At 41.5% G+C, this 13894-nt stretch carries 8 protein-coding genes and 1 pseudogene; 2 read left to right on the top strand and 7 right to left on the bottom strand.

What is annotated here, in order from left to right; translation table 11 throughout:
• Positions 1–51: 51 nt before the first annotated feature.
• The 4 genes and pseudogenes from DXA05_RS19670 to DXA05_RS19655 form a co-directional block, all read right to left on the bottom strand.
• The gene (locus DXA05_RS19670) at positions 52–831 is read right to left on the bottom strand and encodes a M15 family metallopeptidase (protein WP_009038870.1); all 780 of its coding nucleotides are present in this window, start codon (positions 829–831) and stop codon (positions 52–54) included.
• Between the two features lie 211 nt (positions 832–1042).
• Positions 1043–3945, bottom strand: a pseudogene (locus DXA05_RS19665) (DUF6493 family protein).
• Positions 3946–3958: 13 nt separating this feature from the next.
• Positions 3959–6946, bottom strand: coding sequence for a DUF6493 family protein (locus DXA05_RS19660; protein ID WP_128859531.1), 2988 nt, complete (start codon positions 6944–6946; stop codon positions 3959–3961).
• Positions 6934–8289, bottom strand: a complete 1356-nt coding sequence (locus DXA05_RS19655) for an SWIM zinc finger family protein (RefSeq protein WP_128859530.1) — start codon at positions 8287–8289, stop codon at positions 6934–6936. Before DXA05_RS19655 ends, DXA05_RS19660 begins: the two co-directional genes overlap by 13 nt.
• A 592-nt stretch (positions 8290–8881) precedes the next feature.
• Between DXA05_RS19655 and DXA05_RS19650 the strand changes: the two genes are divergently transcribed.
• Both DXA05_RS19650 and DXA05_RS19645 read left to right on the top strand, forming a co-directional pair.
• Entirely contained in the window at positions 8882–9385 is a 504-nt protein-coding gene (locus tag DXA05_RS19650) for an RNA polymerase sigma factor (protein ID WP_004296608.1), read from the top strand.
• 164 nt (positions 9386–9549) lie between these two features.
• Positions 9550–10326 carry a Cof-type HAD-IIB family hydrolase gene (locus tag DXA05_RS19645; protein ID WP_120144421.1) on the top strand — a complete coding sequence of 259 codons (777 nt, stop codon included), beginning with the start codon at positions 9550–9552 and terminating at the stop codon, positions 10324–10326.
• Positions 10327–10998: 672 nt separating this feature from the next.
• On the opposite strand, the gene DXA05_RS19640 is transcribed toward DXA05_RS19645, so the two are convergent.
• The 3 genes from DXA05_RS19640 to DXA05_RS19625 all read right to left on the bottom strand — a co-directional run bounded on the left by DXA05_RS19640 (position 10999) and on the right by DXA05_RS19625 (position 13843).
• Positions 10999–11379, bottom strand: coding sequence for a DUF5640 domain-containing protein (locus DXA05_RS19640; protein ID WP_128859536.1), 381 nt, complete (start codon positions 11377–11379; stop codon positions 10999–11001).
• 468 nt (positions 11380–11847) lie between these two features.
• On the bottom strand, positions 11848–12435 hold the full coding sequence (locus DXA05_RS19630) for a tyrosine-type recombinase/integrase (RefSeq protein WP_005679026.1): 588 nt from the start codon (positions 12433–12435) through the stop codon (positions 11848–11850).
• A gap of 391 nt (positions 12436–12826) precedes the next feature.
• On the bottom strand, positions 12827–13843 hold the full coding sequence (locus DXA05_RS19625) for a DUF3871 family protein (RefSeq protein ID WP_128859529.1): 1017 nt from the start codon (positions 13841–13843) through the stop codon (positions 12827–12829).
• Positions 13844–13894: the final 51 nt, after the last annotated feature.

The raw sequence follows: 13894 nt of genomic DNA, 5'->3' as shown, positions 1-13894 counted from the left end.
GATATTACAATGAATCGTTGAGCACCGGTTATGATCTTGCTGAGCGCCGATTTATGGTATTAACTTATATTTCTGTCTGGCTACATCCCGGCTGCAAAAATTGAAATGCCACCACTCGCTGGGTAATGCACGAAACCCGGCTTCTTTCATTACTTTTCGCAGCAGTATCCGGTTCTGACGTTCTGTTTCACTCATTTTTCCGTTATGTACCAGTTCGTTTTCGTTTGTGATGTGTGCTTCCACACCTAAATGGTCTACTTGGGTTCCCATAGGTAAAGGCTGCCCTAAAGAGTCTTGAATACTGATGTCTACTGCCAGTCCGTAGTTGTGTAGTCCGCCTCCACGGTTTGGGTTAGAGACATATTTGTATTTGGATGTTCCTTTCACTACGTTCCACATCTTCTTTTGTACCGACATGGGGCGGGCTGCATCGTAAATGATAAGACTATAAGACGGGTGAAGCTCTTTCAAGGCTTTTTGTGCTTCTATAAGAGCGTATGCCGCATCCGGATGCAAATAGGCTTCCGTTAAGTTGTCGTAAAGCACTTCGCCAGTGAAATTATCAGCTTGCGTATACATTAACTTAACAACGAGGCTGCTATCCAGATCGGTTACGTTGACGAGTCCCAGTGAATCCATGTAGAGAGCCATTGCGCTTCGCTTTGGCGGTGGCGGTAAGACGGTGGCACTTTCTTCGCCGGATTGCATATCGTCCGTCGTATATTCATATTCCGTCAGGGCGGGGTTCTCCTTTTCCTTTTGGCTGGAAAAGAAGGAGCATCCTGTCAGCAGCAAACAGAAGATAGCTAAACTATATTTTAGAATAATCATTCAACCTTTTGTATTTAGTGTGCCAAAGATACTTCTTTTTGGCTTTTGCTCCAATAAGCTACCTTTAAATCCTGATTGTTTAAGTGGTCAGGTCGTGCCACTATATTGGCACAGTTATGCCTCTACGTTGGCACAACTTTGCCACTTCGATGGCACAGCCGTGCCAATACGGTGGCACAAAGTAAGAGATTAAGTAGTTGCAACAATCTTCTTAATGTTGGATATTAGCCACTGCTTTCTTCAGATTAGCGCCCCCTTTCCAAACATCCAACAGGTGCAAAACCTGTTCGTCTTTGGCTTTGCTGTGGTTGATTGATAACAGTTCCGCATAGATCTCCAACAACTTCTTTAAATCTTTGATCGGCTTCTCCGGAAGTCCGGCCAGCATTGCTACGATTAGATTCTCCAATTCCCGGTTGTGCAGGGGACTGACATTCATCATTTGTTGCTGTATCAGGTCGGTGAGTCTTTTCAGCGGTCCCCAGCCGGTATGTTGATGTGAACCTAAGATTTTACCTATGCGCTTACTGTCTATGCATCCTTTGCCGACACGGTCTATCCAGATTTCGGCGGCATAAGAACGGGAAGTCTTATCTGCTACCAACATACAACTGGCTTCCAGTATGTAAGACGCCTCATGCCAGGTGTGTCTTAACTGATGAAGTGCTTCGATGGTGGCTTTGGTGATGCCTATTTCCCTAACCTCATTTAACATCGGATCGTAAATGGCACTGCGGATACACCATACTAATAATGGTTCCGGCATATTGGGAGTTAACCATGCTAAACGTGGCAAGTCATTTTGTATATCGTCGAAGCGCTCTATCAGCGGATACATTTCGACCACTAACGGATGCGAATCGTATGAATGGTAACTGATTCTCTCATTATATTCATCTTTATTGACGACATGAGAGTTTTTGCTTTCCGGAATATCGAAAGTAAGAGTTGCGGAGGTCCATTCTACTACTTGCTTGTTGTAATCGGTATATGAGTGAGTACGCAGATAAGTTCTCCACGTAAAGTTTCCAGTCAGGAACTCGCGTGGACCTTTATTGTATGAGAAATCTTTGAATTCGGAGTAGATTGTTTCCGGCGACTTGATTAGTCCTGCTGTCATCCACCAGGAAGGATGGGTGAAGGGTGCTTGAGGGAGTGCGTTTTCTGCTCCCAACAAGAAAGAAAGTAAACGTTGGTATTCTCCCTTTAAGTCTTGAAGGAGGATAGGGAGCTCTTGTGATGAATCATCCAGTGCCATTCGCGAGAGTGCCGTTTGCATATCCATATCGTCTGGCTCGGCGTTTGCCTGCTGATATTGTTTTAATCTTTCTATCAGGGTTGCCGGGGCAATAAACATAGGCATATGGGTGGGAGTGGACAATAGGGGTAAAGGTTTCTCCTTACTCTCCAAAAGATCTAGTGTCCGGCATAATAGCTGCTTGTGAACAGGGAATTTCTCTTTTTGGTTCGTTTTCTGACGGATGGTGAGTTTCTGCAGATTACGATAGTTCCATTTACCTTTCTGCAGTTCGTCTTTCTGTACCATTTTCTGATGCAAGTCACTTAGCTCTTTTGCTTCTTTAGGGAAGCGTTTAACCAGTAGCTTTGCATAGTCAAGGAGGAAAGTTGCCATTAGTTGGTCTAATAGGCCGTTTCGTGAACTTCCTCCGCTTATCAGTAGTTTGTAAGCGCGTTGAAGGATGGGTGTCCATTGTGAGATTTGTTTTGTGTCTTGTTGATGGTCCCATTGCACTAAGGCGCCGAGTAACAGGTCGAAGTGATAGATCTCGTTCCCATCCAGCACTTGGCTGGCAAGAAATAGCAGGTCTTCGGGGGAAGCAATTTCCTGTATCCGGTTGTCCTCACGGATAATGGGGAGTATCGGTTCATATACGAAAGAGGCGGAATTGTTGTCGGGCTGCTCGGAGTGGGTGGGAGCTGCTTCATTATGGGCAGAAGTATGGCCAGACTCATTATTCTCCTGATAAGCCTTCAGCTCTTTTTTAGTGTTTGCCAACATCGTTTCCGTATATACGGCGAGTGCTTCTCTTAATGTGGCAGATTCCGTCTCTCCATACGTCAGGATCAGTTTGGCTATCTTGCTTTGAGTGGATTCTTCCCGGCTCATTAATCCTTGTGCGGCAACACAACAGATGGCGTCACGAAATTCTTTTCTTTCTTTTGCCAGCTTATTAAGTACGGCCAATGTGTTTTGATGGACTGCCTTCACATCTGAAGCGAAAAGAACGGAAGTCTGATTCAGAAACTCTTCGATCCGGAATTGCGGATGATTGCATAAGCCCTTCAGCAGTCCGAGCATGATATTGACAGGGCGGCTGTGAGGGGCGGACAGGACGGCTAATATTTCCGGTTGTAACGCGAGTTGTTCTTCTATGCTGGGAGTAAGTGCGGTAAACATGCCTGCAAACCAGCCGCATAAATTCTTGTTCATATTTCGGTTGACAGCGAGCAGAGATTCCTTTAGCACACGCATACGGTCTAGTTGTCCGTGTCTACGAAGTATCTGAAAGAAAAATAAGGTTGTCCGCCATTCCGGTTATCCATCCAATTTTGTCCGCAGTCGTATTCAAAGAGATACCAAATATGTTCTTTAAGTGTGATTTCGCGTTTTTGCAGGAAATCAGTATTATTCATATAATTCACTAGATAACCCGCAATGGTTTGTGGAGAAGGTGTCACGGTGAGTATTCCCTGCTCTATCCAATCCATCAGGACTTCGTAATCCATTCCGTAGAAACCGCCGAATTCTTTGCCTTCACCTTCTTTGAAGAAGCTGTCGAGCCAGGAGGGAACGTACCACGGGATCAATTCATTCAGTTGCTCGGTGTTGATTCCCCATTGGTGTTTACGGAATTCTTTCAGCGAATAGATGACGAGAGCGGTAAGATTGATGATACGATGCTGTGCGGAAGTCCCCCGTGTACCGTATGTGTTCTCGTTAAGTTGCACGAATTTACTGTAGTATTCTTCCAGTTTGTTCAGGCGGGGTACCAGGCTCTTTCGTTCTTCCTGTGTGAGTCCTTGCAGAAAGGGGATGATGGCATCACCCTGTTGCTTTTCTACTATTTCGTTGAGGCGTTCTTCTAGGGTCATAATCATGGATTAATTATAGTTTGTTGAGTGAAGTGGTCACTTTCTTCAAATTGCTGTTCGTTGCCCATTCTTGCAGGCGTTGCAAGAGTTGTTCGTTTGTAACTTTGCTGCGGTTGATGGTCAATAGTTCCAGATAGAGTTCGAGCAGTTGTTTGAGTCCGGTGACGGGTTTGTCGGGCAATCCGCTGATAAATACAGTGAGCAGTTCTTCCAGTTGGCGGTTGTGGAAAGCGCTTCGTTTGTACATGCTTTCGTATACTTGTGTGGTGAAGCGTTTTAACGGAGCAAGTTCCATGTTGATAAGCCGGGCCAGGATTTCTCCTACCCGGTGGTTGTTTATTCTTCCTGTGGAGAGTCCTTCTACCCATAACTCCGCTGCATAGGAACGGACTGTTTTGTCTACAAAAAGCAGCGAGCCGCTTAATAGGAGTAGACTCATTTCTTTGAGCGGGCAATGGAAAGACAACAACATGCGTAAGGCACAGGCAAGGGTGCGTTTGCTGTCTTCCTGCGGACTGCCGAAAGCCATGTAATTGGAGATAATCTGGGCTATCAACGGTTCCGGGCGGTTAGGGTAGCAACACAATAGAGGTTCCATGTAGCGGGAGTCATCCATGTTGTATTTGCTGTTAATAATCAGATGTTCCTGCCATAGCTGATGGCTGTTGCGTTCGATATATTTGTGCCATTTGTGAGAATCAAGTTGAAGCAGGCGTCTGTCCGTTTCGTATGAGTTTTCTTTAGGTTTCACTTCTTTCCACTCGTAGTCTCCTGTCAGATGATTGTGTGGCAATGTGTTACAGGAGAAAGACTTGAATGCTGCAAATTCCGTTTCCGGTGCTTTTACCAGTCCGGCAGCTACCCAGGCGGTCGGATGGTTGTAAGGCGGTTCGGGTTGCGTGTTTTCGTCCAATAAGAACAGGCAGAGATGCAGGTACTCATCTTGCAACAGTTGCCGGGCGGTGACGATGGCTTCTTCTTTGTCTTCCAGAGCACAACGGGCAATAGCCAGTTGGAAATCCCACGAACAGGGTTTCTTTCCTGCTTCCTGATATACGGCAAGCCGGCGTATCAGTTCGGTGGCTTGTAGGTATGCAGGGGTATGGGTGGGAGTAGAAAGCAATGGCAATGAATTTCCTCCTTTTATTTGGCGGATCACATTCAGCCATAACTGTTGGATAGGTGTGAAACAGGTTGCATTGCTGTAACCGGGTTTCCAGCCAGCAAGTCGTTTGAAGGAACGTTCGTCGTAAGCTCCCCTGTTTTTATCTATTCCTTTCAGTTTCTCTTCCAGCCGGGTGAACATGTTTCTCAAAACTCCTGTGTTGGAGTTGTCTGTCTGTGCCCATAAGCGTTGGTATTCCAACAGGAAAGTGGCAAGGAGATCTTCGTATGGTTCCCAACTATTGGCAACAATATTGGCTGCCCGTTGGAAAATAGGTTCCATCCGGTTGAGGTCTTCTTTATCCAGTTGGGGATGGAAAGCAATGATAGCGGCAATCGTTGTTTCTATCTCCCAGTTCTCCTCCATGTCGAACAAACGGCTAAGCTGAAACAGGAAATCTTCTTTGTTGGTAGGGAATGGGATACGGTTGTCTTCCCGGCAAATGCGGATGGCTTCCAGAGGTGGCTCTTCGGAGAGGAGGGAGTTTTCGGTACTATTTTCATCTGTACTATTTCTTTCTGTATTCTCTCCTTCTGTATGAAGAATGTCTTTTGTCACACTTGTATCTGTTGCATTTGCTTCTTCTGCAAGGTGTGGTTCTGTAGACTGTGAATCTATAGACTGTGGCTTGAAAGATGCGAGTATCGCTTGCACGCTTTGAAATATCTCCGGTTGATAAGACTGTAGTGTTTCTTGGAGATTGGACGAAGAGGCGTCCCCATATTTTGAAATAAAGTTGGCAGCTTTCTTTTGCAGGCTTTCGTCCTTCTTCAAGAATAGTTGGCAGAGAGTGATACAACAAGGCTCTTTCATCTCGGAATGTTGCGTAACGATCTTTTCAAAGATAGAGTAAATGGTTAATAGCGAGTTTTTGGGACTGGAGAAGAAAAGGATGGTTGCCCGTTCGATGAATTCCTGATAACGGAATCCTTCTTCGTCTGCAATGCTCTTCAACTGTTGCAACATTATATTTACCGGCTTGGTGTAGGAAGAAGTGAATGTTTGCATGATCTCTTCCTGTAAGGATAACAATTCTCCGGCGGTCGGTTGCAGCGTTTCAAAGAATCTGGCAAACCATCCTGCCATGTCTTTTTTGAAGCTCCGGTGAAAAGTGGCGAGGGTGGCTCTTAGTAGCTGTTCTCTATCCAGATGGCCGTCCAGTGAAAAGCGGTAGAGGGCCGCGCTGATACTTTCATCCCGTGTTGTGATTCCTTTTTTATAAGCATTTTTGGCACAATCATCCTGATAACCGATGATTGATTCGTGTTCGAAAAGCGTCCAGATGTGTTCTTTCAGTGTAATATCCCGTTTGAGTAGTAGTTCACTGTTGAAAGTATCGTCTCCTTTGGGATTCTTATTTCTGATGCGGGTAATCCAGGGGAGTACATGTGCAATGCGGCTTGGAGCGATTTCTTTGAGGTAACCCATATCCATGAGCTGCATCAGTTCTTCGTAATTGAGATCGAAATTGAACCATGTTTTGTCATCGTTGATAAAATCTGTCAGCCAGGCAGGGTTGTAAAGCGGGAGTAGTTTGCAAAGCATATCAAACTTCACATGATATGCCATATCCATCTCCCGTCTGTTGGCACATACAAACTGTACTGCCGATAGAAAATGTGCCCGTGCCGCACTACAGGTTGTCTCACTGCTGAAACCAGCGAACCTGCCTTTTATCCATTGCAATTCCCGGATAAGCGGCAGCAACTTCCGCCTGTCCTTCATTGGCAACTCCAATAATCTCTTGATAAAAGGGATTAATATTTTCTCTTCATTCTCCGGAGTATCCACATAGGCTTTGGATAACTTCTCCAGTTCTTTTTTTAGTTCTTCCATTGCGCTAGTTTCTTTACTGCCAAAATATGTTTGCAAGCTCCCCGTTCTCCCTGATTACTGCTGAACCAAGTGCAAGTGCAACGTTCTTTTTCGTTCTCCCTGTCCAGAATGACGGTATGCCTCACTCCTCCGCTTCCTGCAACACGGGCTTCCGTCCGGTTGCCATCATTCGCAATGATTTCTACTTTGTCTTCTTCCAGCAACTTTTCTGCAGCTATCATTCGCGGGTTGAGGCTCAAAATACGTTCGGTTTTGAAAGGCAGGCGGCGGTAGAAGAAACTGTTTTCATCCAAATCGAATCCCAGCAAACCCATTGCTGCCAATCGTGCCGAGAGAGAATCTACCTTATCCAGGTCAATATGCTCTTCTATGGCAAAAAGCGTAGGGTTGAACTGTTGGTTGGCGTAACTGTATTTATCCATCGCCTCTATCCATCTTTCAGGTACATCTTCGAGCAGAGATTCCAGTGCGGCACCTTCTCCGGAGAATCCTCTCCAACATTCGCGGGAAAGAGAAAGGCTGAAGCGGACCGGACCGAAATAGAGTTGCCAGATAGTAGATTGCATAGTAGGATGTGCAAATACTTTCAGTTCATCAGCAAACGGAAGCAAGGGTTCGAGTAAGCGCAAACGGTGGAGTCCTCCGATGCAGATGGCATTCATACTTTTCACCGGTGAAAAGGCCGGTTTTTGACCGCGCATTACTAAATAATAGTCACATTTCACACTACTTTTCGGTAGTGTCTGGAAGAGTTGTAAGGTTTGTATGCGATTGAAGGAATAGACCTTTTCGGCAACGGATTGATAAATCTGTACCGTAGTCAGTCCCTTTATCCATTTTACGGGAAGAGGTACTTTTCGCTCTATCACCTTCTCACCTTTATTATAGAGTCCCACTTCTTTGGGGCCGACCGACATTACTACATTTTCTTGTCTGCCTATTCCTCCTAAAGCGGAAATCATTCCGGGATTAAAATCTACATTCGTTGTCCCGTTTTCCAAGAATTCTCCGTCGTGTCCATCAGGAAGTACATCGACCCTGGCGTATACACCTGCACAATTAGAAAATCTTTCAAAGCGTAAACGGTTATTTCCAGCCGTTACAATCGGATCTTTCAGCATTGTAAGTTGTGCCGGTGTCAGGTTGAAACTGGACTGCACAACATTGGATAACGCAATGAGGCAACGTGCCGTCATATAAGGTTGCGTCAGCTTTCCCCAAAAGAAACAGGGGGCTTCTCTCTTTTCTATTTCGCTATATTTGGCAAGAAACAGTTCGTCCTGTTCGGCCGACCGTTGCAATGTGGAAGGAGCTGCATATTGATAAGAAATAGTATCAGTCATAGATAATAAGTTGGTATTTGGTTGTACATTGCCCAAATATAGAAATTAATTCTTATGTGAAAAAAGAAGTTGGAGAATTTACATCACTTTGGAATGTGTGATATTATAGAATATCACCGAAAGACTAATTTATGCCTCTTTTGTACTAAGTTATGAAATACAATTCTTTATAGTTGGGCACAATTTTTTATACATAAAACAATTATTCTTTATAACTATTCTTAAATCATGCGTTCCTTTTTACCAGAAAGTAATACTTTTGTTCCCATAAATAGAATGTTTAAGCGACATATTCTAAATTAAGTCTTATGAATTTTTTAATATAAAAAGACAGCTGTTTGTGAAAATCGCTAATATTGTTTGTTTTGTTTGTGTTATCCCATTTTGAGTCAGGTGTGACTTCAAAATGGGATTTTTGCTATACCGGCCATTAAAACCACCTGAATACTATCAAAAATGACCTAAATTCTATCAACCGATAGATTTTCCCCTAAACAATGTCTGTTCTTCACCTGCCACATTTGTTGAAAACCCGTAAACTTGCAACATCAAAATTATAACAACGAATACTCACAATTTAAAAATAACGTATATGAAAAGTTTAAGCTTCAGGAAAGATCTGATAGGAGTACAGGATGAATTACTCCGCTTCGCATACAAACTGACAACCGATCGTGAAGAAGCAAACGATTTGTTACAGGAAACCTCATTAAAAGCATTGGATAACGAAGACAAATATACCCCCGACACAAATTTTAAAGGATGGATGTATACTATAATGCGGAACATCTTTATTAATAATTACCGCAAAGTAGTGCGCGATCAGACATTTGTCGATCAGACTGAAAACCTCTATCATCTGAATCTGCCACAAGAGTCAGGTTTTGAAAGTACAGAAAGAGCTTACGATTTAAAGGAAATGCACCGCGTAGTCAATGCTCTGCCTAAAGAATACAGAGTTCCGTTTGCTATGCACGTTTCAGGATTCAAGTACCGTGAGATTGCAGAGAAGTTGAATCTTCCGTTAGGTACTGTAAAAAGCCGCATATTCTTTACCCGTCAGAAATTGCAGGAAGAGTTGAAGGACTTCCGCTAAACGTTAACTATCATTTTTCAGTAGGTATCAATAGGTATAGGGCAAAAGGATCTCGTTTCCTTTTGCCTTTTTTGTTTTATGTATTGGAGGTATACCTGCTATGGGGATTTTTTTCAGTAACTTTGTCGCTGGGTAATAGACTGTAAATAAAAAATATAGATGTTATGATAAAAGCAATCATGCTCGATGTAGATGGAACATTGGTGAGTTTTGAAACTCATAAAGTACTACAATCTTCTGTTGAAGCTCTTAAGGAGATTCATGACCGTGGGGTTCGAATAGTCATTGCTACCGGTAGAGCAGCGGGTGACCTTCATGAAATAGCTGCTGTTCCGTATGATGGAATTATTGCATTGAATGGAGCTGACTGTGTCTTACTGGATGGCACTGTGATAAGGAGATACCTTATTCCAAAGGATGATTTTAAGAAAGCCATGGAAATAGCAAAGGCTTTTGATTTCGCAGTTGCTATTGAACTGGATGAAGGCGTGTTTGTCAATCGGCTGACTCCGACTGTCGAACGGATAGCCAAAATCGTGGAACATCCCATCCCTGCCGTTGTAGACATTGAAGAACTATTTGACAGAAAAGAGTGTTGCCAGCTTTGTTTTTATATCGATGATGAAATGGAACAGCAAGTAATGCCGCTTCTGCCTAACCTTTCCTTATCACGCTGGCATCCCTTATTTGCTGATGTGAACCTTGTAGGAATCAGTAAGGCAACCGGACTTTCAGCTTTTGCCGATTATTATGGGATTGAGATGGCGGAAATAATGGCTTGCGGTGATGGCGGTAATGATATTCCTATGCTGAAAGCTGCCGGAATCGGGGTAGCTATGGGAAATGCATCGGAGACTGTCAAGGCGTCAGCCGATTTTGTTACTGATACCGTTGAGAATGACGGTTTGTGTAAGGCTTTGAAGCACTTTGGAATCATTTAGTATTGATATTCTTATTTCAATATGGAGCACTGTTCCTAATTTTGTAAATCTCATTATTCTGACCGTATAAAAGAAAAACTCCTGTAAGTATTTCACTTACAGGAGTTTTTCGTGGGCCATCTTGGGCTTGAACCAAGGACCTCCAGATTATGAGGCTCTAATTTTTATTCTATTAAATAACAGTATGTCAACCTATTAATAATCTCATTGTAGGTTATCAGTCAACAATTAGTCAACATTGAACTTACCCTGCAAAGTTAATAATAATTCCTCATATCAAGAATTAAATCACTGTTTCTTATTATACCCAAATGCAGAATTTTATTTATATGTGTACCTGCCCTGCAATCTTTAAAACTTCGCTCCATGTATTATGTTCTTCCTCTGCTTCTTAGTACCTTTACTGTCAGATGATTCAATTACCAACCTATTTATTGCTACACAAATATGCAAGTAACACCAAAGAGGAATAACACAATTCACTATTTACCACAAGAGATTAGAGAGACTAGATTAACAGAAGTAACATACTTACCTATTACAAGGGAAATGTTAGAACAACTATTCTCAAATTCAACTAAGAAGGATAAGCATAAATTAGTTAAGAAGAGAAGGAGGTAATTAATAAGGCAGCAAGTGAATGTTACTTCAAATGCTGCCTTTATTTAATTATTACTTCTTCTTGAAAGTGGTTTCAATAATACCTTCCTTATTATCATTATAGGCAGCAATCATTGTATTGCCATTAATGTTGATAGTATATTTGTCAGTATCATCATCGTCATAGTTTATTATTAATGTACTGGATTTACTATCATAAGTGTAAGTAAACTGATACGTGTATGATTCGCTATCATCGTCATAAAATAAATGCTCTTCTCCGCTTCCGTCATTTCGGAAGGTCCACCTTAAATGTTCACCTTCATCATCGTTCTGCCATACTCCAACCAATGGATTAGACGGGTCGTCATCGTCATCATCACCACAAGCGGTAAAGTTCAAACACAATACAACCATTAACAAGGTCGTTCCAATTAATCTCAAAGTTTTCATAATTGATATAAATTTAATTCTGCCAACCTGTTCCCCTACGGTAGGCATTATTAAATAAAGAAGGTGCAGGGAACTATTAACTTCATCCTATTGACTGGCTTCTCGCATTGCCTGTAGTATGGATAAAGCAACAGCAACCCCACACCTATTTAAAACTATGAAGTCCCATAGAGGGAAACATAATCAAACAGATATGGGTGCTATTGCTATCATCTTCATACTACTTTCAAATTTTGCGAGAATTTGTCAATAGAAGATAATATCAATAACACCTTTCGTAATAAATACAAGTCAACCTTAACGCTAAAGGCTGAAACTGCCACAAAGTTACGAAAGATGTTTATATTTGCAAGAACTATTGTTTATTAAAAGTTGAGAGCTGTCTCTACTCAATAATTCAAGGTTGGTATGAAACTTGCCAAATCCCCATATAAGTAGAAATTCTGAACTTTCATACCAACCCAATTATCAGAAGCTAAGACAATCATAAGTATTTAATAATTCCTCTTGCCTTAATCCCAAGTATCTCTTAGTAATTGATACACTGGAATGATTGAATAGCTCCATGAGCTTAACAAGTGCAAGCTCCGAATTATCACTGTTCATATTATAAACCTGTCTGCCAAAGGTCTTTCTAAGAGAATGGCAACTGAAATTGCCTATATGCAACTTGTACTTCTTCTTAATCTCTTTCAGCATGACATTGATTCTCTGAACTGTGTACACTGTCCCCTTCTGACTTATCAATACAGGAGCATTTATGCCAACTGGATTTATATGCTCATAACAATCTCTGATATGTTGCTGTAGCTGCATATTAATCCTAATTGTCCTTTGCTTCCCTGTCTTAATCTCTATAATGGTAAATTCTTCTGCATCTAATATCTGATTCCACCTCAAAGCAAGAATATCAGAAATTCTTAGACCTGTGAAGCAACCCAAAGCGATAAGAAGTGACATCTTATAGTTACTATCCCTTGCCAACTTTCTTACTAGGTTCATTGCTTCGCTCCATTGCAGATAATCTGCTGTTGTACTTGAATATTTAAGTGACATAATGTTCTGTTTTATAGTGAAACTAATAAAAGTGAATATTAATTTTGAGTTGGAATATCTAACTTGCTGATTACTAGCTAAACATTCACTAATAACAGAAGTGAATGTTATACTACTGGCTAATAATAGAGAAAGAGTACCTATATATAGTATATAGATACCCTTATTAGTTCTTCATGTACTACTTCATCGTAATAATCTTGTATATAGTCCAAATAATCATCAAGAAGAATACAACAGGTGAAATTGCACACATAACAAGTAACAAGATAATCCAAGATATAACGACTAATAACGCTTGTAACATAATCTTTTGAATATTAATAGGTAATGAATAATCAAGGGACACCCTTATTATATGGATGCCCCTTTTAAGTACTCTGTAATACCACTAACTAAGAAACCACTGATATTTGTCATCACCGTGTAAAGCGGAACATATACCCGTTGCAAGTTCTGTAGCATTATAGGCTCTATCCAAGAATGAATCTATATAGCTACTCTTATTTGCACCTGTGAGCAAGTTGTAGAATTTCCACATAGACAAATCATTTCCCAAGCTACCAAAGTTCTCGTCATTGATATAAGCCTTAGCCACATTGTTAACCTGTGTATCAGTAAGCAACATTTTAGGTATATCTTTCTGATAGCCTTGCGGTAATGACTGATAAAGTCTCATTCTTCCAAGTAGTTGGCAGAACTGATGCTCTGTCATACTGGTATTGCCTAAAGACTGCATCAAATGTATGTGTTTGGCTGCATCGTATTTGTGGAACATTTCCAATACCGCTTGATATAAATCCCTTGTATTGGTAACTTCCAAGCAACTAAGATAACCGTCTGTAGATACACATAGATTTGTGCATACTTTACAGGTAAAGCCTATAAAAGTTTTTACCCTCTCTGCTCCCTTCTTGCTATACAAATTGGTATGATTATAAGCACGAACACCACCAATAGTAAGAATTAGCTTATTTCCGTTCACCGTTTCGTAAATCGTAGGAATCTGAATAATAAAAGCACATCTTTCGTAGTAGATAGTCTTGTCACTCTCTAGTAACTGATTGGCTGGCTTATGTATTGCTTCGGGAATGCGACCCTTAATAACATGGCTTACACGAATATCTGGCGATTCAATTTGTTCACCGCTAAAGAATGTATTGGTTGCATCCTGTACCGCTTCAATGAAAGCCACATGAGATAATGTAGCTTCGTTATCCTTGGCAAATACAGGGATAATGCAATCATTCCTTAGATGTTCCAAACTGGCTTCAATCGTATTGGCTTCAATAAATAACGGGCGTTTCTGCTTAATAATTGGCTCTTCAATTATTACCGCTTCTTCTGCATATTCACCAAAGTTTCTACTAGTTCTTTGTACTGGCATAATCTGTAATGTTGATTCCATAATCTGTAATTTATTAAGTTAATATTAGAAATTCCTCTGTCTGAAAGCTAA

It is taken from the genome of Bacteroides sp. AM54-2NS, assembly GCF_003602935.1.
Classification (GTDB): Bacteria; Bacteroidota; Bacteroidia; order Bacteroidales; family Bacteroidaceae; genus Bacteroides; species Bacteroides xylanisolvens.
The sequence above is the reverse complement of the archived record's forward strand: the minus strand, read 5'-3'. Positions and strand labels throughout refer to the sequence as shown.